The following is a 21,401-nucleotide window of genomic DNA, read 5'->3' as shown; positions in this document are numbered from 1 at the left end:
TCCTTTCTGGACGCAGAAGTACCATTGCAAAGTGATTCGTAATGCGGATCAATTACTAAACACCATTTATTATATTCGAAATAACCGGAAGAAGCATGGTTTACCTATCAACCCTGCGCTACAAAACCTGATAGATAAAAACCAGTTAGTTGCTTCTCCGAATGCGATTGTAAACCTGGTAGATTTCGCTGTTCTTCTGCTTTAAATAATCAAAGTAGCGATCAAAATACAAATTCAGGATCTGCTCGATTTCCTTGATCAAATACTCCAAACGCGGATTGAGGAAAGGACTGTCGTTTTCCGACAATAAATCCAATTGTGCAACCTTTAAAGCAAACCGCGAAAAAGCCCCGCGAAATTCTTTGACATGTGTCCAGCTGGAATGGTTGCTCACACAAACAGCTTCAATAGCCTTGTATGTTTCCAATTGAGAGATTGTTTTGCTGTTCATGATTGACAAAGTTTAGCGTTGTTTCTTTTTCAATTAACGCAGGAATAATCCGATAGTTGTAATTAAAATCCTTAAAAAACCTTAACTGTACCTTTTACATATTAAACAGTTGTTTTGAAAGGATAATCATTAAAGGACTTCAAACGATTCTGTCAATAGTACTCCTGTTTCATCGACGACAGTAACCTTGTGTTTGCCTCGTTCAGGCTGAACCGAAATCTGATGGATATCCGAAGTCGTACCGATAAACTCTTCGTCAATGTGCCAGTAAAGAATGCTATTTTGACGGGTGTGTGCGACTTCAAAAAAGACTTTTCCCCTTAATCCGTTCAATTCGCGTGGAATATAAATCCGGGTTTGCTTTTTCGGATAGATGAAACTCATGATGTTTTCCGGCTTATTTGAAGTGCATTTCGGGTCGAAAGGAGGAACGGAATGATAGTTCGGGTTTTGTTGCACATAGTATTTTTCCATACTGGGTGGTAAAATGAACCAGGATTTATGAATGATATTTCCGCTTGCTTCACAATCCGCATTCACCCGGAATGTTCCTTCCTTGTTCAAATGTACCAATTGATGGTAACTGCAGTTTTTGCTGATCAAACAACTGGAAGGAATGTATTCAACATGCGTATGCTCGCAGTCGCGATTCGAAATCTGACCGCTTTCATTGCAGATTTCAGTTCGTGTCATGTTAGCCATAGGTTTTGAAAACCACTTGCGGGGAGATTCCAGGTTTCTGAAAATGGCAAATAATAAAGGCGCCGCGGCTTTGACACCCGTTAAACCGGGCCTTCCTTCTCCGTCTGCATTTCCCACCCAAACCGAAACCACATATTTGGGAGTAACACCAACCGCCCAGGCATCCCGGAAACCGAAACTGGTTCCTGTTTTCCAGGAAATTTTCTGCGAAGATTCAAAAGCCCGCCAGTTGTTTTCTTCATCCGGGCGGTTCACATCAATTAAAGCATCGAAAGTGGAATAAATACAGGCTTTATCCAGGCTAAGCTTCTGTGAATTTTCAGGTTTGCCAACGAAATGGATTTTTGAAGGTGTTTCATGCTGAAGATGCTGTGCCATCGAATTGTAACATGCATTGATCTCCCAAACAGATGCTTCTGCACCTCCAAGTATCAGTGATAAGCCATAGTGTCCGGAATGTTTGTTCATGTTCCGGAAACCAAAATGTTTCAAATCGTTGTGGAATTTCGCCTGGCCGTATTCGCGGAGCAGAAACACCATGGGGATATTTAAACTCTTGGATAAAGCCTTGTTGGCAGGCAAAGCACCCGAAAATTGCCGGTTGAAATTATTCGGTGCAAAAGTTCCGAAACGGGAAGGAAAATCGCAAAGCAATTGTTTCGGAGTAATTAAACCGGACTCCAGGGATTTGGCATAAAGCAATGGCTTTAAAATACTTCCGGTACTTCGCGGAGCCTGGATACAATCCACATCAAAAGCGTGATTATCGTCGGTGTGGTTCAGGTTTCCCTTGTAAGCAACCACTTCTCCCGTCTCTACGGAGGTAACCAAAACAGCAGCATTGAAAATCCCGTATTCATTCATGCGCAGAGCATACTGTTCGGTTTCGTTGTTCACCATGGCCTGGATATCTTCTTGAATGGTAGACCGGATCAACTGTTCTTTTTGTCCGTGAAGGATGCAACGCTGTAATAAATGCGGAGCTTCCTGCGGAAGGGGAAGTGGTTTGTCGGGAAGCGGTTCTTCCAGGGCTAAATGATAATTCAGCTTGTCGATTTCCCCTTGTTCGTAAAGCATTTTGAGCAAACGGTTCCGTTTTTTGAGCAGGCTCCGGTGGTTTTTCCCCGGGTAAATTAGTCCGGGAGCATTTGGAAGCACGGCTAAAGTGGCGCTTTCCGCCCAACTCAGGTTTTCGGGGGCACGGCCAAAATAACGCCAGGATGCGGCATCAATTCCAACAACGTTGTTCCCGAAAGGAGCATTTGCCGTATACAAATTGAGAATCTCTTCTTTCGAATAGCTGAATTCCAAACGCGTTGCCAACAGTATTTCAACTATTTTTTCGGAATAGGTTCGAGAAGGGTTTTTGCGCATCAAACGAACTACTTGCTGCGTAATGGTACTTCCACCACTGACAATTTTCCCGCGGGTGATATTCTGGTAAAACGCCCGGCAAATTCCCTTGATGCTGGCACCGGGGTGATAATAAAAGTTTTTGTCTTCGAAAGTAATCAGGCAAACAGCAATTTTATGCGGAGTTTTATTACCCGGAGGAAAACGCCATTGACCGTCTTTTGCAATGTGAGCTCCCAGCAATTTGCCGTTTTTTCCAACCAGAACCGTCGAGTATGGATCGTTGAACAACTGAGCGGGCAAGGCCTGGATGTACCAAATCAGGAAACCGTAAAATAAAACACGTTTGATGGCCCGTTTTTTCCAACGGTATTGTTCCTTCCACCAAAAAAGTCTTTCTCGCATCGTTTTTTTACTGAAAGTAACCGCTTGAAACGAATGGATTCCGGTCGCTTTATTATTCGTTGGACGAAGAGCGAAAAGTGCACGCTCTTTTTGATTATTTAAAAAGCAACTATTTGCCGGGATTTAGTAATTTCAGCAGATACAAGATACTTACAGTTCCATGCGAAAAAACAGATTTCTGATATGCTTTTTCCTGTTGATTTCGATCAATTTCGGATTCGGTCAATTGGCCAGTTTCCGGAATTTTTCGGTGGAAAATGGGTTGGGACAATCACAGGTGTATTGTTCACTCCAGGATCATAAGGGGTATTTGTGGTTTGGAACAAGAGGTGGTGGTTTGTCGCGATTCGACGGTCAGAATTTTCAATCCTATACGGACAAGCAGGGATTAATCAATAATTACATTTATTCGCTGCACCAGGGACGTGACAAAACACTTTGGGTAGGAACAAACGACGGCTTGTCGAAGTACAACGGAAAGGAATTTGAAACCCTCAAAGTACCGGTATTTGAGAATCATTTTGCCGTTTTTCACCTGGCAGAAGATCCAGCCGGGCATATCTGGTTAGCGACCAATCACGGAATTTTTGTCGTTTACGGAGACTCGATCCGTTCATTGAACAATACCTTGGGAATCGGTGAGCGAACGGTCAATACCCTGTTCTTTGATAAATCGGGTGAGTTGTGGTTTGGAACCGGGAACGGACTTTTTTCAGCGAAACAGCAAAACGGAAGCTGGTATGTGACCGATCACGGGAAACGCAACCGCGTGATGAAAAATGCGATCACGTGTATTACGGAAGATCAGCAGGGAGCTATCTGGATCGGAACTTATGGTGATGGTGTCTACGTTTACAACCGGAAGAATTATTTCAGGATCGATCTGAAGCGCGAATTATACAAGCAAACGGTTTTCGACATTTTAATCGACGAACATCAGACGATTTGGCTGGCAACACTAAACCTCGGACTGGTACAGGTCGACAGGAATACCAAAGAATTCACGATGTATACCGAACGGAACGGACTTGGAAACAATCACGTGCGATCGGTCATAAAAGATAATTGGGGCGACTTGTGGATCGGGACATCGGGAGGTGGAGTTTCGCAATTTGCAGGGAAACTATTTACGCATTATTCCACGAATTCCGGTTTGGGAGGAAATTTTATCTATTCGATATTCAGGGATCATTCGGGGAAATTGTGGTTTGGAACGGCACAAAACGGAGTAAGTGTTTTGGACCAGGGAACTTTTTCACAGCACAACCTCCAAAATGGGTTCGAAGCAATCAAAGTGAAGGCAATTGCGGAAGACCAGGATGGTTTGATGTATTTCGGAACAGAAGGCCAGGGAATCGGGATGCTCTCAGCAGGCGGATTCAGCTGGATTGATCCGACGCGTAAATATTACGTACGTCAAATGGTTTGTGATAATAAGAACCGTTTGTGGGCTGCAACTTCCGGTTCAGGGTTGGTTTGCATTACCGACCAGGGAAAAACGGTCAAATTGTTGTCTATCCGGGAAGGATTGATCCACATGCGCCTGACATCCGTGTATGTGGACAGGCGAGGGTTGGTGTGGTACGGATCAGAATCCGCCGGGTTGGCTTGTTACGATCCGGAAACGGGAAAGAGCCGGGTGTTGACGAAAATGAACGGGCTGAGTTCGGATGCGATCCGTTCCATCGTGGAAGATTCCAAAGGCCGTATTTGGGTCGGAACAGCGGGGGCGGGAGTGAATTGTATTTCGGTCGGTACCAAATTGAAAGTCATTAAGAAGATCAGCATTCAGGAAGGCTTGCATTCATCGAATGTTTACCTGATGGTGTTTGATCTGCGCGGAAACCTGATTTTAGGTTCTGAATCCGGGCTGGATGTGATTGATCTCACTGAAAACCTGGAGATCAAAAACAAGCGGCATTATGGCAAAAGTGATGGTTTTTTAGGAGTGGAAACGTGCCAGAACAGTGTTTGGAAAGATAAAGACGGGAAAATTTGGTTCGGGACCATTAACGGTGCCAGCTGTTACAACCGTTCGAATTTGCAATTGAACAAAACAGCGCCGATCCTGAGTATCCTGGATGTGCAATTGTTTTATGAGTCTTTGGGTGCGAAAGGCTTTGCAAAAGATATTCTTCCCTGGAACAGCTATCGCGCTATTGATCTGGACTACGATCAGAATCACCTCAGTTTTATCTTTAAGGGAATCAACCTTAAGAATCCGGAAGGTGTGGAATATTCCTGGAAAATGGCTGGTTTTGAAAGCAAGTGGTCGCCATGGACAAAAGATCAGCGGATTACGTACTCGAATATGTCGCCCGGGAAATATGTGTTTTTACTGCGTTCCCGAAACGAAGACGGCTTCGTGAATCAAACACCTGAACGTATTGTATTTACGATTGCAGCTCCGTTTTGGAAAACTACCTGGTTTATTTTGCTGGAAATCCTGGCGGGAGTTTTCGTTCTTTTGGGAACTGTTCAATTTCTGACCAAACGGATCCGTACCAAAGCAAAAGCTGCACAAAAAGAGGCAGAATTTGCCCGGAATTTGCTGGAGTTGGAACAAAAGGCCCTGCGTTTGCAGATGAATCCGCATTTTATTTTCAATGCACTGAATTCCATTCAGGGATTGATCGGTACGGAGAATGAAACGAAAGCACGCTATTACCTGGCGAAATTCTCCCGGTTGATGCGCCAGATTTTGGACAATTCTCGGAATGCCACCATTTCATTGGAAGAGGAGATTTCGACACTTGAAAATTACCTGTTAATTGAACAGTTCTGCAATGGAAACCGCTTTGAATACGAAATCATTGTGGATCTGGAAACAGAATCGAGCTTCATTCAAATTCCCCCGATGCTCATTCAGCCCTTTGTTGAAAATGCCATCAAACATGGCTTTAAATTCGATGCTGCAGATTCCCGAAAAGGAAAAATTACGTGTTCGTTCCGGGAAGAAAGTGATGGAATTACCTGCGTAATCCGGGATAATGGGATCGGCCGGGAAGCAGCCGGAAAAAATCAGCAGGCCAGTAATGAACCGCAACATGTTTCGCGCGGTTTCAATGTGACGAAAGAAAGATTAGATTTGTTGAGTACCAATTCGGGCGGACATGAAGTCAAAATTGTAGATTTGTACGACGACAACGGACAGGTTATCGGAACGGAAGTTCAACTTTTTATACCCTTGTAAATGATCAGAGCTGTAATTATTGATGATATTGAGCAGGCACGCATTACCTTCAGAAAGGATCTGGAAGTGTACGCACCGGACATTGAAGTGGTGGGCGAAGCTTCCGGAGTGGTGGAGGGCGCAAAGTTGTTGAAGAAAACTCCCATTGATATTTTGTTCCTGGATATCCAGATGCAGGACGGATCGGGATTTGACCTCCTGGATATTTTGCCCGAAATTCCTTTCAAGATCATTTTTATAACGGCCAGCGATGCGCATGCTATCAAGGCTTTTCGCTATGCGGCCATTGATTATTTGCTGAAGCCCGTGGACCCGGATGAACTGACCGAAGCATTGAAGAAATTCCGGAGCCACAATCACAACGAGCAGGACAATTACCGCTTGCTAAACGAGTCTCTGAAACAAAGTCATAAAGTACAGGAACGCCTGGCTTTACATGCACAGGACAAAATCCACATCGTACAAATTGCAGATATTATTCGTTGCGAAAGCAATGTAAACTACACGGAATTCTTTTTTACCAATTCGAAGCGCATTGTAGTTTCAAGAACCTTGAAGGATTTTGAAGATATTTTAGGCGAATTGGGCTTTTTCCGGGTGCATCAGTCGCACCTGGTAAATACGAAAATGATCCAGGAATTTGTAAAAGTAGAAGGCGGACATTTGATTATGTCGGATGGAAAAATGATCCCCGTTTCTACCCGTAAGCGTGCGGATGTGGTGAAGATGCTGGAACAGCTTTGACAAGTTCAAAGGTTTAATGTTTAAAAAGTTCAAAATTGATCAGTTGTTTTATTGAACCATTTGAACCATTTGAACCATTTGAACCATTTGAACTATTTTACTTAGGCGTACCGAACCACTTTTGCAAAATCCAGGCAGGACCGATTAATAAAAATTGAATGTCTTTGAGAAAAGACGGTTTTTTCCCTTCAATTTGATGTCCGTAAAATTGCCCGACCCACGCAACCGCAAAAATGATCAGGGAACTTAGCCACAAAGGTCCTATTTGTGCCAGGAAATAATTACCGATTACGCAAATTGCCGAGAAGATCAAAATGTAGAACGCCATTTTCCAGGATAAGCGTAAATAGAAATACAATACTGGAATTAAAGCAACGACCGCCCAATTCACGTAAAGGAAATTATCCGAATGAACCAAACTGATCAATCCGCGATTGGGAATGCTCATTAACAATCCCACAACCGAAAAGAAAATTGCCGGAACACAGATGTAGTGAATTTTCTTGTTTGTCGCGTTTTGGTGACTGACGGAATATTCTGCAAACCATTCTTCGAGCGTTTTCATATGCTTTTTAATACAAGTTACGAAATAGGAGGTCTATTTGCAATAAAGTTTGCAAACCCCTTCAAAAGCTTTTCTGAATTTCAGAATTTATAAGTTCACTTGTTTATAAATTTATGAACAGAATTTCGTTTAAGCTATTGATAAACAGTTTTTTGATTGTGTGGATTCAGGTTGAGAATGATCATTTGTATCGGTTTTCAAACGATCCCAATAGTGGGAATTCAGTAATTCGGGTGTTCCCAAAGATACGAACAAGTTCTATTTAATTGTTTGTATTTTAATTACTTATATTTTTTGATGAGTAAAAAAGGCTGCCCGGTTTAACGAGCAGCCTTGAATTAATTATTAGGATGATTTAGGTTGTTTTATGATTTTGGTTACTTCCACCCAGCGACCCTTTTCCTGGGCATTGACGGCATGATCATACATGGCTTCCGAGAATACAGCTGGCAGATAGAATCTTCCCAAATACGAAGCATTCAACTGGATTTTGAAAATTTTCGTTTCATTCGGTGCGAGTTTAAAGTAACTATAAACGCGGTCGTCCCTGTAATCCTGGTAATCAATGTTCGGGGTGCTTTCATCATCATACAAGCGTGCATTGTGAATTTCCCAGCCGCTCGGCATAATTTGGTTTAAAGCCATTTCGCGATAGAATTGGTCTTTTGTGGGGTTTTTCAGTTTGACTTCCATGATAAAATCTGTTCCTTGTGTGATTTTGGAAGGATCAATAGAAACACCATTCAAATTGGTGTAACTGATCGTCATTTCCAGGTTGCTCCGGATCTTCTTCTCTTTACCGATCTGTGGTACTTTCTTCGTGCAAAAAGTCACATAGATTTTTTTGGAAGAAGTGTTTCGCACGGACAGACGTTTCAGTTTGGTTCCGTCAGCTTCCGTGTAGTTTTTAGTAATCATGCATTTGCCGGCAGTTACTTTTTCAGAATTGATTTCAAATTGCAGCGTTCCGTTATTCTTGATTTTCCCGCTTGTCAATGCAAGGATACAGTAACCCGCTTCCTGCGTACTCAACCATTGGTTCGATTTCAAAATGTCTGTAATTTCTTTTTCCGTCTGATCGGTTGGTTTGGAATCGATCATCAATCCTGCTTCCAGGTTCATGGCCTTATCGCGCAGCGTTGAACCGTAAGAATAAGCATACTCGCGGTAGTTAGCCGGAGCAAAACTCAGGTTGCGGGTCATTTGTTTCGCCAGATCTTTCTGACCTGCCAGATAGTACGCCGCTGCCAATCTCCATTTCGCTGTGACTCCGAGTTTGCTGTTTTCTTTCAGACGGTTCATAGCACCCAATTCGGGTTTTCCGGCCAAAGCCAATGTGTACAAGCGGTAAGCCTGTATCAGTTGATGCGATTCTTCTGCATGACTGTCATATCCCTGGTAGGAATCCGCCGTCCATTTATTGGCTTCGTTTTTTTGGTATTCCATCCAGCGCGACTTCAGGTTTGCAGGAAGGGTAAATCCATGCTGCTCGGCTTCGATCATGAAATGACCGGCGTAATTGGATCCCCAATCGCTTGCTTCGCGGTTTCCGGGCCAGTAGGCGAAACCACCTTCGTATTGCTGGAAACTTTGGTATTTGATCAAAGCCGCTTTGATATTTGCCGACATTTCTTTCTTTTCTTTTTCGCTGAATTGCATCACGTCCATGGCGAATAGCTGCGGGAATACGGCTGAAGTCGTTTGTTCGATACATCCGTGCGGATAATTAATCAGTTCATCCATGCGGCCGCTCAAGTTAATCGAACTGAATTGACTGGTCTCTAACGAATAGGAGTGAGAGCCGCTGATTCCGTCCTGCTCCATGGTGAAACCGGCTGTTGCTCCGGGTTCAATCACCTTGGTTTCGCTTTCCAGTACCTGCGGATTCGGGCTTCGTACGTCGACCTCAAATTCCTGCGTGGCAGTTTCAGCACCGGATTTCGCAAAAATCCTGATTTTGGCAATGCCCAGTTTATTGGCGACTTTTAATTCAAAGTTTACGATCTGATCTCCTTCTGCTGCAAATTTGATTCCCTGGTTTTTAGTTCCGTTTACAGCCAGCAGATCGTTACAGCTTACTTGAACATCAACGTTTTTAATGTTTTCTTTCATGGCGAAAACGTCTACCGGAAGCTGGATTGTCTCACTCGGACCAATGACGCGGGGCAATGTTCCAAGAACCATCAGCGGTTTTTTGATCGTTACCGTTTCTTCGGCGTTTCCGAATGCTGTTGCGGAATGAGCTACCACCATCACGCGAACCGACCCGATGTAAGTCGGTAATTCAACCTGGTGTGTTTTGGAAGAACCGGCCGGTAAAACAAACGGGCCTAAGAAATGCACCATCGGTTTGAAACGGTTCGCTTTTGGGCCTGCACCGTCGTCTGCAGAACCATCACCACCGATACTCAACAGCCGGTTCAGTTTTCCGGAATAAGCACCGATGACATAGTCATACATGTCCCAGGTTTTGATGCCCAATGCTTCTTTGGCATAAAAGGTATTCCACGGATTCGGTGTTTTGAAGCGCGTCAGGTCCAATAATCCTTCATCAACGATGGCAAGCGTGTAAGTCATTCCTTTTCCGCTTTTTTCCGAAACGGTCACTTTAGCTGTCGATTCCGGCCGCCATTCTTTTGCAACGGCAATTTCCGGGTGAAGATGTGTTGCAGGATCATCGACAATAATCGGAACAATTCCATACATGCGAATAGGCAAGTCATTGGTAGTGGCGCTGTGCGGCTGTATCAAACTCACATGCACATAAGCGTTCGGAGCCATATCTTCGGTTGTTTCAAAAGAACACGTAGTTTCGCCTTTGGTAGTGTTTACCCAGAATTTCTTCACGATTTTGGTACGTGTTTCAACGGATATCAATGCTTTACCCGAAGCCGGTGATGGAATACTCAATTTCACGATTTCGCCTTTGACATAACTTTTCTTATCGGTGGAAAAGTTGAGCATGGAAGCATATTCATTGTTCTTTTGGTTCCCGCGGCTCCAGTAAGGAACATCAATCGAAATGATTTTACCTGCCTGGTGAAAACCTTCTTCGTCTGTTACTGTTACCAGGAAGCGCCCGTAATCTGTCTCGTTCAGCCCGAATTTGAAAGCGGTTTTGCCATTCGAAGCATTCAGCAGGGAATCGTAAACGAGCATGTTCCCGTTGCGCGCCATGAAATTGCCCAAATCGTCATCGCCGCTTTCGTACCACCATCTCCATTCCATGCGGTAGATTTTTACACGGATTTTGGACGGTTTTTTCAAAATGGTCCCGGCAGCATTCACCATCACCACATCGAAAGTGTGTTTTTTGCCGGAGATCAGTGAATTGTCTGCTTCCAGGTCGGGAGTTCTGAATCCGACATATTGCTTGTAAGGAGAATAGATTTGAGAAAAACGGTCGATGGAGAAATTCCCGCCTTGTTCAAATACCCGCATCGTATAAATCGCATTCATCATTCCGGATGCCTGTGACAGGGATGATATTTCCTGCTTAAAGGAAGCTTTTCCATTGGCGTCCAGATCGTCATCAAACAAAGTATTGTTGTCGGAATTGATCTTACGGATCGGCGAATCGAATTCAAATTTCGGGAATCCCGGGATTACGGTTTTGGTTGATTGGTACTCGACATCGACTGTTGCACGCAGGTTTTTTGCCGGAGCACCATGCAGCCAGTAAGATTCCAGGTGAAGCAGGCTGTCGGAACTGAGCGGAACATCCAATTTGATTTTTAAGCGGTTTGGTTTGACGGTTTCAACTTTCAGATACTTGGTAAATTCACGTGATCCGACCATCACGCTTGCAGTGTAGATTCCTGTTTTTGCATCGTGACGTGTAGCCGTGCGGAAGTCGTAATGTCCGTTTATGCCCTGGGATTTGGTTATTTTGCTTGTTTCATAACCGGAAGGATCTGTTAAAGTGAACGTAACCGGGTGATTCAACGGAAGTTTTTTCTCGTAATCGCGCAAAACAAAGTTCACGTAAATAGAATCTCCCGGACGCCAGACTCCGCGTTCTGCATAAATGTATCCTTTCAGGCCGTTTTGAACTTCTTCTCCTTCCACATCGAATTCGGAAAGGGTATTGGAATGCCCATCACTGACTTTCAGGTAACCGCGCTGCTTTCCGTTTTTCGCGATGAGTAAAAAGGGTTTTTCAGAAAGGGTTTTGGTATACATTCCTTCGGAATTTGTGGTTCCGGAAGCAATGACTTGTTTCGCGTAATCGTAAAAAGTGACAGAAGCATTTGGAATCGGCTGTGTGGTGATCATATCCGTTAGGAAAACGTGTGCTTCTTTCTTGGCGTCCAGTTTGTAGATTACACCGATGTTAGAAGCAAGGATGTTCCGGGAAACAGCTTTTCCATAGTAATAATCGGAACTACAAGGCGATTCGTTCGAACCGTAACCGCCCCAATCTTCGTATCCGTCATCCCAATCGTCCAAATGCCACGGGCGTTCAGACCATTCTTCTTCCACTCTTGCTTCGCTTTCCGAAGGCTGATCTGCTGTTTCTTCTTCGGGATTTGCCGGACAATCACAATAAGCGTCTTTCTGCCCGAATTTAATGGAGATACGGTAAATGGCGCCGGGTTCTGGCCTGATCCATTTTTCCAGGTCCAATACGTGTGATGCCCAGTCGCTTTTGTCTTCTTTTTTAACTCCCAAAGAGATGTTCTTTTCAGCAATTTTCTTCCCGAAACGGAAAATGGATTCGGATTCGTTGAGTTCATTCACCTGCAGGAAATGATGCACGTTTTCTTCGTAAATCCTGATAATGCGCACGGTTACGGATTTCAATCCGATTGTTTCAAAAGGGAAAATCAATCCTTTGGAATCGGGCAGGATGGAGCCGCTCCCCACAATGCGTACTTTGGGTTTGGAAGCTGTAAATAACAAGCTGTATTCACTGCCTTTCAGCATTTGGTAATTCTTGATATTCCGGATCCCGGAATTGACTTTTAAGCGGTAAGTTCCTTCAATGCGACTTGGAATGAACACCGTAACTTCGTTGTAATAGATGGAAAAAGTTTCACCGGAAACTCCCACCAGGTCAATTAATCCGTTCAGATCCTGGTTGGTGGATAAAGGCTCTGAGAAAGTCAGCCGGATACTTTGATCGTCTTCATCACTGACATTGTAAGAGCTCACGTTGAAATCTCCCAATGCGGGAACATCAATGCCGGTTGATCCGTTTGAAAAAGAGGAAATCGGGTCGCCATTCCACTCAACGGTTATTTTTTGTTCTTTTTCTGAACGTTTGATGCTGTCTACGATATAATAATATTCGTTTTCGCCGTAGCTTTCTTCAAAGTGTACTTTTTGTTTCCGGTTCCCGAGGTTGATGGTAATCAGATCTTTCAGTTTGGTGGTGTCGAAATGATCGGTCATGGAAATCGTTCCGCGCAGGGAATACCATTCCAGGTTGTAGGAATCGTATTCGATCAGGCTTGGATCACCGACCTCCATCTTTTGCGGTTTGGTGGCAAACTGAAAGTTGAATTCTTCGTATCCGTCTTCCACTTCCATGATTTCATCCAAATCCAAACTCACGGTATAAATCTGGTTGGAGGCCAGGGCTTTTTTCGGAACGATTTGAATGGTCCTGAAATCCACCCATTGAATATCGGCATCAATTTCCGGACTAATCTCCACGATTTCTTTCAGCACTTTTTCATCCATGCGGGATTTCATTCCAAGCTCTATAAGTTTGGAGGAATCCAGCTGATTTTTGAGTTCAATCTCGATGTTGTCGGTATTGGAGATGATTCCCGAGGTATAACCGGAAACCCACTTCCTGAATTTGGGATCCACGGAAAGGATCTTGTTGCCCGAGCAGGCAAAGATGGTTGCCAGTAAGCTCGTTGCAAGCGATAGAAGAATAATGAAGCGTGACATAACTGTTGTATTTGTTATGTCAAAGATGAATGCATCTGAAAGAAGAATTCAGGTTGTTTTAGGAGTCGAAAGCACCTTTTGATTATCCGCGGTTGAAATGGTATTATTTGATTTACATAAACAGTGGGCGCGTCCCGTACGTACGGACGCGCCCACTGTTTATGGTTACGGTTTGTATTTCAATAAATCATCCATGGTTGCAATAGAAACCGGATGGTAATTTTGTCGGTATTTTTGATAAATTTCCAATCCCCATTGTTTGCTTTCCGGATTTTCATTCAGTGCGGTGTAGATCGGTAACAAGAATTTTCTACGGCCCACTTTTGAAATGAATCTTTCAATATCCGGACGGATTTCCGTGTAATTGGAATTGATTCCAAGCACGTACCATTCGGTTGCAACTTCGGCATTTCCCCAAGTATTGAAATGTAGTTTCTCATCGATCAATGCCAAACGTTCCGGATCCATTTTCTTAGGTAAAGCACGGATAAATGCCTGCCATTCCTGTGGAACATATTGGTCGCGGCTTAACGCAGGAAGTTGTTTTTTGCCTTTTTTCTTAGCCGGTTTTTTGAAGATGTCTTTTCCTTTTGCGAATTCACGTGCCATTTGCTGGATCTTCTCGAATCGCGGAGAGCTTACTGCATAACAGTTTTTCGGCAATCCCGGTTTGTACAGCCACTCATCAATATTGAATTTGATATCTGTCTGGCTGATCAGGTTTTCTTCCAGGTATGCTTTGAATTGCTCGGTTGTAAGTGTTTGGAAAGCGTGGTCTTTGAAGTATTTTTTCAGGAAGATATCAAAGCGCTGTCTTCCGAAATCACGTTCCAGGGTTTTCAGTAAGAAAGCTCCTTTTACGTAGGCAATCGAAGTCATCCCGTCATCCGGATTACGTTTCCCCAATTTCAACTTTAAATGCGTGTCTTCTTCATCCAAATCCTGCATTTCGGTTTGAAGTTCCTGGAATTCGATCAGAGCTAACATGTCTGCTACTTCTTTTCCGTATAGCTCTTCCATGATACGGTTTTCGAAATACACGGTAAACCCTTCATTCAGCCAGAAATCATTCCAGCTTGCATTGGTAACGAGGTTTCCGGACCAGGAGTGAGCCAACTCATGTGCAATAACGGAAACGGCACTTCTGTCGCCGGCAATCAAAGTCGGATTTGCAAATGTCAGGCGCGGATTCTCCATTCCTCCGAAAGGGAAGGAGTAAGGTAAAACGATTACATCGTATTGTTCCCACTGATAAGGGCCGTACAAATTTTCAGCTGCATGGATCATTTTCGGAAGGTCTGCAAATTCCCAGATTGCCTTGTCGATCATTTCAGGTTCCGTGTAGATTCCACAGTTTTTACCAAGTGATTTGTATTCAAGGTTACCTACTGCCAATGCAATGAGGTAAACAGGAATGGGTTGTTTCATCTCGAAATGGTATTTTCCTTCCGGGTTTTTCTCCTTCGGATTGGAAGCACTCATCAACGCCAAAAGTTCGGAAGGAACGGTAACGTCTGCACTGTAAGTAATCCGGTTGGCCGGAGTTCCCTGAACGGGAATCCAGGTGCGTGTGAGAATTGCCTGACCCTGGGTGTATAAATACGGATGTTCTTTTCCTTCAGTTAATTCAGGTTCCATCCAATCCAAAGCGCCGGCATTTTCAGTCGTTTTGTAATAAATATTGATGTATTCGGTATTCTTGTCGATCTTGATACTCAATGGCTGGCCGATGAATTCCTGCATGGACCCGATGATGAAATCAGTTTCTTTCTCCTGCCCCTTTTTTCCCAAAGTTACTTTCTGAATTTCAGGTCCGTTGATGTCGAAAATAGCGGTATCTGTATCTTTCAGGCGCTCCATGCGGTGGCGCGCTATTCCGTAAATGGTTTTTTTCTCAAAATTCACATCGATTTCAAGATCCAAATGTTTGGTTCGGATTTCATCTGTGTTGGAGTAGGAATGGGCGTCATGTCCCGCTACTACTCCGTTGATCGATTGATCTTTATTTAATGGCTCTGCATCGTTTCCACAACTAGTAATAAGGAGAGCTAGTGCAGCAATGCCGAACAGGGATTTTAGTTTCATTTTTTCAGTTTGAGGTACGCGAATATACTTTTTTCTTTGAATTTCAACTTAGTTTGACTTTTCATCTTTTTTGGTCAGATAACGAATCACTTCTGCCGCCCCCATTAATCCGAACAGTGCCGGCATGTAGCTGACTGTTCCGTAAAATGAACGCTTGAAGTTGGATCCATCGGTCATTTTCAGGGAATCTTTCTGTTGCAATTCAGACGAATAAACACACTTGATTTTTTCGAAGGCGACTCCTTTTTTCTTGAGTCGTTTTTTGATGTGTGCACCCAGCTTACAGTTGTGACTGTTTGGGAGTTTTGTTACATGCACACGGTTAGGATCTGTTTTTCCGCCCGCTCCCAGGTGCGTGATCACTTTGATTTTCTTGCTTTTACAGGCAATGATCCATTCTAGTTTCGGAGTAACGCTGTCGATGCAGTCCATCACATAATCCGGTTTGTATTGGTCCAGCAATTCCCAGACACGTTCCGGAATTACAAATTCTTCCACAATATTCAGGTTAATATCCGGATTGATGTCCTTAATGCGTTCACCTAAAACAACGGCCTTGTTCTTTCCGATGGTGGAATCCAAGGCGGTCAACTGGCGATTTTTATTCGTGATATCGAAAGCATCACCATCTACAATGGTCATCGTTCCAACTCCTGCACGTGCAATGAATTCACCTGCAAAAGATCCGATTCCTCCGAGTCCAACAATAAGTACATGAGCAGATTTCAAACGGTCCATTTCTTTTGGTCCGAGGATCAACTCCGTACGCTCCAACCACTTACTCATAGTTAAAAATTCGTTTTGCGTTTTGATCTAATAGTTCGGTCAGGGCGTGCAAAGATAGCTTTTTTATTTCAGCGACCGTTCGATAAGTGTCAATGAGTGCTCCATTACCCGTGTCGGTCTCAAGGATTAAGCGCTCCGAAGGAATTAGTTTTACGGCGTTTTGAAGTTTTTCATTGGATAGAACAGATTCTCCGATACTGATGATGCTTTTGGGATAATTCAAAACGGAATCGGTAATCGATGCTTTGTTGAATCCGTGGTACATCAGGGTTGTTCCGGGAGCATATTTTTCGTGAAGAAACCGGCATCTGTCCCAGGAATTGACGCAGTGCAGAATGACCGGTTTATTTAGTTTTGCTGCGAGTTTCAGCTGGAATATGTACGATTCTTCCTGGGTTTCAGCTGTGTTATACCGATTGTCGAGGCCAATTTCGCCGATTGCCAGAAACCCTTTTTTCTCATTCAAAGCCAGGCAAATCTCTTCTGTCTGCTTGAAATCAATCCCGTTTTCCTGAGGATGGATACCAAAGGAGAAAAAAGGAGGAAGTTTTTCCGGGAATGAGCCCGTAAGCTGCACAATTGCCCGGTTTTTCGAGTCAAAATGATGTGTGTGCGAATCGAAAAGGTACTCTAAATCAGTCATTAAACAGGAATCGATGCGTTAAATTTAAGACAATCTGAACCAATCAACCATTTTTTACCTATTTTCACCGCTGCTAAAAATTAAATCGAAATATGGAAAATTCGACTCCGAAAGGACATCCAAAAGGATTATATCTATTGTTTACCACTGAAATGTGGGAGCGTTTCTCCTATTATGGAATGCGTGCCTTATTCACCCTGTTCCTGATCAATGCCCTGATGTTTGATAAGGAAACAGCTTCCGGAATCTATGGTTCTTACACCAGTTTGGTTTACCTGACTCCAATTATAGGAGGTTATTTCGCGGATAATATCTGGGGAAACAGAAAATCCATTTTTGTAGGAGGTGTGATGATGGCTATCGGACAATTGTTTATGTTCTTTTCGGCATCATTTTATTCCAATCACAACCTGGCTTTGATTTTGATGATCGTCGGACTAACATTCCTGATCTTCGGAAACGGATTTTTCAAGCCGAATATCTCTACATTGGTAGGTCAGTTATATGCTGAAACAGACAAGCGTAAAGATGCTGCATACACCATTTTCTACATGGGAATCAATCTTGGAGCCTTCATCGCACCGTTGATCTGTGGTTATTTGGGAGAGCGTTACGACGCTGCAAACAATATTATGCCGGGAGCATTTAAATGGGGATTCTTGTGTGCTTGTATCGGTATGATCATTTCTGTGATCACTTTCGAAATGAGAAAAAACAAAGTGCTGGTTACTCCTACAGGTGAAGCGATCGGGAAAATTCCGAACAAACAACGCCTTTTAGCTGAGGAAATGGGAGAAGCTCCTTCCGGGAAAAAATCGAACAGCAACGTATACATCGGTGTTCTGGTAGGAATGGTGGTGTTGGTGTTGTTGCGTTTCTTTGTCTTTATGGCAGAAGATGAAACAATGATCGATACCGTAAACAACTACATTTCAGCAGCCATTTTTGCAATTTCCATCAGTATTCCGTTCATTATTATAACGGATAAATCATTAAACAAAATCGAGAAGCAGCGTATTTGGGTAATCTACATTGTTGCGTTCTTCGTAATCTTCTTCTGGGCTGCATTCGAACAGGCCGGGGCTTCTTTAACATTCTTCGCGGCTGAGCAAACAAACAGGGATATTCTCGGATTCTCAATGCCTGCAAGCTGGTTCAACAGTTTTAACGCAGTTTTCATCGTAATTTTAGCACCGCTTATTTCCATTATGTGGACGAAATTGGCGAAAAGAAACATGGAACCGGCTTCCCCTTACAAACAAGCTTTCGGTCTATTGTTCCTTGCTTTGGGATATGTATTCATCGCAATCGGTGTTGACGGAGTTGAGCCGGGAGTGAAAGTGAGCATCATCTGGCTGACCGGATTGTACTTCATTCACACGGTGGGTGAGTTGTTCTTGTCTCCGATCGGACTTTCCATGGTGAACAAACTGGCGCCTGTACGATTCGCGTCCTTATTAATGGGAGTTTGGTTCTTGAGTACAGCTGCAGCAAATAACTTCGCCGGATTCTTAAGTTCATTCTACCCGGATCCGGTTTTGACAGGAACAGAAGTTCGTGCGTTGGAAAAAGAATTTACTACGAAAACGCACAAGGTTTACTTGTTGGCTGATGAAGTAAAAACGGCAACGGAAGCAGATACAGTGAAAGTGATCGATGAGAAAGGAAAACCGGTGGAAGTAAAATTCTCTGATGTCAAATTTGATCGCCTGTTCGCTGAAGTAAAAGACAAGAATGACGAAAAAACAATCAGTGCAAATGCGAAGATCATCCAGGAAAAGAAGATCGAATTTGCAAGAAAAGCAGTGAACAAAGAAAAGTCGTTTATCGGTATTAAGATTACCGACTTGAAATCATTCTTCTGGTTGTTTGTGTACCTGGCCGGAGGATCAGCAATCATCTTATTTATCTTAAGTAAGTTCTTAGTGAAAATGATGAATGGTGTAAAATAACACCCACAAACAATATACATTTAAAGTCCTCCGCTATGACGGGGGACTTTTTTAGTTAAAAGACTATGGAAAAACAACGCAAACACCCTCAGGCATTACCTTATTTATTCCTCACAGAAATGTGGGAGCGCTTCGGCTATTATTTAATGATCGGAATTTTCACCTTTTATTTAAAGGATGTAAATCACGGTTTCCAAATGACCGAAGCTGAATCGGCAAGTTTATATGGGACCTTCATTGCGCTGGTGTTTTTCACGCCATTTATCGGCGGGCTTCTTGCCGACAGAATTTTAGGGTACCGTCTTCCGATTATCCTGGGAGGATTGATGATGGGAGTTGGTTACTGCATGATGGGTGTTCACACCTTTACGATGCTTTACACCGGAATGGTACTGGTGATTGCCGGGAACGGATTGTTTAAGCCGAACATCTCAACACTTCTTGGAAACCTTTACAATACGGACCAATACAGGAATCAGAAAGATGAAGGGTACAACATCTTCTACATGGGAATTAATGTGGGAGCATTTGTCTGTAACATCGTTTCTGCATTTTTGATGAACAAATACGGATATTCCATGGCATTCGTGGGTGCCGGAATCGGGATGTTTATCGGAGTGGCGGTTTTCCTGGTCGGGAATAAACACTATGTCTCGGGTGATGTGAAGAAAGTGGCCGCTCCGGGAGAAAAGCCCTGGTGGATCGATTTGTTGATCGTTGTAGTGCCGGCGGTATTGTTTGCAATTATCGGCTACTTCATCAACGGAGTTCCTTCTGAAACCAACGAACATTCTTACTTAGTTAAAGATGACGTGACGGATGCATTCCTGTTTGCATGTATTCCGGTAATCTTCTTTTTCGGGTATGTCCTGTTCACTTCGCCGAAACACGAGCGAAGAGTAGTTAGTGCAATTTTAGTAGTGTGCCTGGCGGTTATTCCTTTCTGGGCCATTTTCAAACAGAATGGAACGGTCTTGAATACCTGGGCAGATAATTATACGAACCGCGATGTGCCGAAATCGGTTAGCAACGGGTTGAAGGGGATGTACCTTGCCGGAACAATCAAATACGAAATGTCGGAAGATTCAACACAGGTCCTGGATAATCAATTCCGCAAAGTTGGAGATGAAAAAGCGATTCAGTACCCGAGCTATTTTAAAAATTACGAGAAAGTATCGGAATTGAAACCCGGCCAGGAAGTGGTTGTCTTCAATTCGAATATTTTTCAGTCCGTAAACCCGTTTTGGGTAATAGTTCTGACGCCGCTGGTCGTGGCAATATTCCGTTTCTTGCGAAAACGCAAAATGGAACCGTCCATCCCGATCAAGTTCGTATTGGGATTATTCATTACCGGCTTATCTTGTCTGGTAATGGTTGCGGCGGCAAAAGCATCCATGAACGGGGAAATTAAATCGAGTCTTTGGTGGTTCTTCGGGACATATGGTGTAATCACCGTTGGAGAGTTGTGTTTGTCACCGATCGGATTATCGATGGTTTCAAAATTGGCACCTGCGAGATTGACTGCCTTACTGATGGGGGCTTGGTTCATTTCAACCTCAATCGGGAATAAATTAAGTGGAGTAATTGCATCTCTTTGGGATCAGTACGATAATAAGTCGTCTTTCTTCATGCTGAACTTCTACTTAATGATGGGAGCAACATTGATATTAATAGTACTGCTTCCGTGGTTACTGAAAGTGTTTAGAGAACAGAATAAATAAATCGGGTATACCTATATATAGTATGAAACGTTTTTTGGCACTTTTAATACCGATCATTGTCTTATTAATCGCGATCCCTTTTCTGTTGGATAAAGGATTGATCGTGCCCGCGAAGATTGTCGGGGTTGTTTTGATTCTTTTAACCACTATCTCATTACGGATATGGTTGAGAAGAGCTTTGAAAGAAAAACTCTCCCGGGATGCAGTAAAGTTTAATGTGAATCATCGGTATTATCTGAACGAGGTGAGCGCGATCTATCGAAACATGACGAATGCAGAGAAGAAAGCAGTGGAGAAAAGAATGGGAAAATTACTTTCCGACTTACAATTTGACGATACAACCCGTGAAGAATTGGACGTAGAGGAGATGCTGGCTTATGCTTTATTGCAGATATTGACTGTATATAATGAACCGTATCATTCATTAAAAGGGATGATGATTGTATTTGATCAGACAAATAATACGGGTAAATTGAAAGTTTCTGAAGGAAAATATGTGCTATTGAACCCTATTTTGGTGCAAAGCTTGTTAAAAGAGAGTCAAAACCTGGAATCGTTCAATCATTCAAATGCACCGATTATAGGGCAATTGAGGGAGCTTTACCTCAAATCCTGAAAAAAAAGCAATATTTTTTCAGGCTATAACCAGACTATTATCAGTGTGTTAAGGATTGATTTCCGAAAAGCGAAAAAAATAATCTTAAAAAAGGCTTGTTAAAGTGGAATAAGTGAGTACCTTTGCCACCGCTTAGAACGATAGGCGCTTCGGAAACGGAGAGATTGAAAAGGAGGGAAAAGAGGAAATCAAAAAAAAGTTTTTAAAAAGCTTTGCAGAATAAAAAAGATGATTACCTTTGCACCCCGCAAACGAGCAAAGGGCTGACAAGTGAGAGTTTAAAA

12 protein-coding genes are annotated in these 21,401 nt (G+C 43.2%); 5 read left to right on the top strand and 7 right to left on the bottom strand.

The annotated features are described in order from the left end of the window. Nucleotides 1-145 precede the first annotated feature (145 nt). Nucleotides 146-451 (bottom strand): hypothetical protein, encoded by a 306-nt coding sequence (locus ABDW02_RS09215; protein WP_343634266.1) that lies wholly within the window; start codon nucleotides 449-451, stop codon nucleotides 146-148. A 129-nt stretch (nucleotides 452-580) separates the two neighbouring features. Next, entirely contained in the window at nucleotides 581-2,911 is a 2,331-nt protein-coding gene (pbpC, locus tag ABDW02_RS09210) for a penicillin-binding protein 1C (RefSeq protein ID WP_343634265.1), read from the bottom strand. 160 nt (nucleotides 2,912-3,071) lie between these two features. Here pbpC and ABDW02_RS09205 point away from each other — a divergent pair, with 160 nt between their 5' ends. Both ABDW02_RS09205 and ABDW02_RS09200 read left to right on the top strand, forming a co-directional pair. Then, a complete protein-coding gene (locus ABDW02_RS09205) occupies nucleotides 3,072-6,104 on the top strand; it encodes a two-component regulator propeller domain-containing protein (RefSeq protein ID WP_343634264.1) in 3,033 nt (1,010 codons plus the stop codon). Then, the gene (locus ABDW02_RS09200; RefSeq protein WP_343634263.1) at nucleotides 6,105-6,848 is read left to right on the top strand and encodes a LytTR family DNA-binding domain-containing protein; all 744 of its coding nucleotides are present in this window, start codon (nucleotides 6,105-6,107) and stop codon (nucleotides 6,846-6,848) included. Between the two features lie 97 nt (nucleotides 6,849-6,945). On the opposite strand, the gene ABDW02_RS09195 is transcribed toward ABDW02_RS09200, so the two are convergent. The 5 genes from ABDW02_RS09195 to ABDW02_RS09175 all read right to left on the bottom strand — a co-directional run bounded on the left by ABDW02_RS09195 (nucleotide 6,946) and on the right by ABDW02_RS09175 (nucleotide 16,828). Next, nucleotides 6,946-7,413, bottom strand: coding sequence for an Mpo1-like protein (locus ABDW02_RS09195; RefSeq protein ID WP_343634262.1), 468 nt, complete (start codon nucleotides 7,411-7,413; stop codon nucleotides 6,946-6,948). Nucleotides 7,414-7,758: 345 nt separating this feature from the next. Further along, complete coding sequence (locus ABDW02_RS09190) at nucleotides 7,759-13,314, bottom strand: MG2 domain-containing protein (protein WP_343634261.1); 5,556 nt, start codon at nucleotides 13,312-13,314, stop codon at nucleotides 7,759-7,761. 165 nt (nucleotides 13,315-13,479) lie between these two features. Further along, nucleotides 13,480-15,399 (bottom strand): M1 family metallopeptidase, encoded by a 1,920-nt coding sequence (locus ABDW02_RS09185; protein WP_343634260.1) that lies wholly within the window; start codon nucleotides 15,397-15,399, stop codon nucleotides 13,480-13,482. 48 nt (nucleotides 15,400-15,447) lie between these two features. Beyond that, entirely contained in the window at nucleotides 15,448-16,185 is a 738-nt protein-coding gene (locus tag ABDW02_RS09180; RefSeq protein ID WP_343634259.1) for a tRNA threonylcarbamoyladenosine dehydratase, read from the bottom strand. Then, the gene (locus ABDW02_RS09175) at nucleotides 16,178-16,828 is read right to left on the bottom strand and encodes a TatD family hydrolase (RefSeq protein WP_343634258.1); all 651 of its coding nucleotides are present in this window, start codon (nucleotides 16,826-16,828) and stop codon (nucleotides 16,178-16,180) included. Before ABDW02_RS09175 ends, ABDW02_RS09180 begins: the two co-directional genes overlap by 8 nt. 92 nt (nucleotides 16,829-16,920) lie before the next feature. Between ABDW02_RS09175 and ABDW02_RS09170 the strand changes: the two genes are divergently transcribed. The 3 genes from ABDW02_RS09170 to ABDW02_RS09160 all read left to right on the top strand — a co-directional run bounded on the left by ABDW02_RS09170 (nucleotide 16,921) and on the right by ABDW02_RS09160 (nucleotide 21,117). Continuing rightward, the gene (locus ABDW02_RS09170; RefSeq protein WP_343634257.1) at nucleotides 16,921-18,780 is read left to right on the top strand and encodes a peptide MFS transporter; all 1,860 of its coding nucleotides are present in this window, start codon (nucleotides 16,921-16,923) and stop codon (nucleotides 18,778-18,780) included. 65 nt (nucleotides 18,781-18,845) lie between these two features. Further along, complete coding sequence (locus ABDW02_RS09165; protein ID WP_343634256.1) at nucleotides 18,846-20,501, top strand: peptide MFS transporter; 1,656 nt, start codon at nucleotides 18,846-18,848, stop codon at nucleotides 20,499-20,501. Between the two features lie 22 nt (nucleotides 20,502-20,523). Next, the gene (locus ABDW02_RS09160; protein WP_343634255.1) at nucleotides 20,524-21,117 is read left to right on the top strand and encodes a hypothetical protein; all 594 of its coding nucleotides are present in this window, start codon (nucleotides 20,524-20,526) and stop codon (nucleotides 21,115-21,117) included. Nucleotides 21,118-21,401: the final 284 nt, after the last annotated feature.

Origin of the sequence: Fluviicola sp. (assembly GCF_039596395.1) — a bacterium.
Lineage (GTDB): Bacteria > Bacteroidota > Bacteroidia > Flavobacteriales_D > Crocinitomicaceae > Fluviicola.
This window is presented reverse-complemented; position numbering and strand designations above follow the sequence as displayed.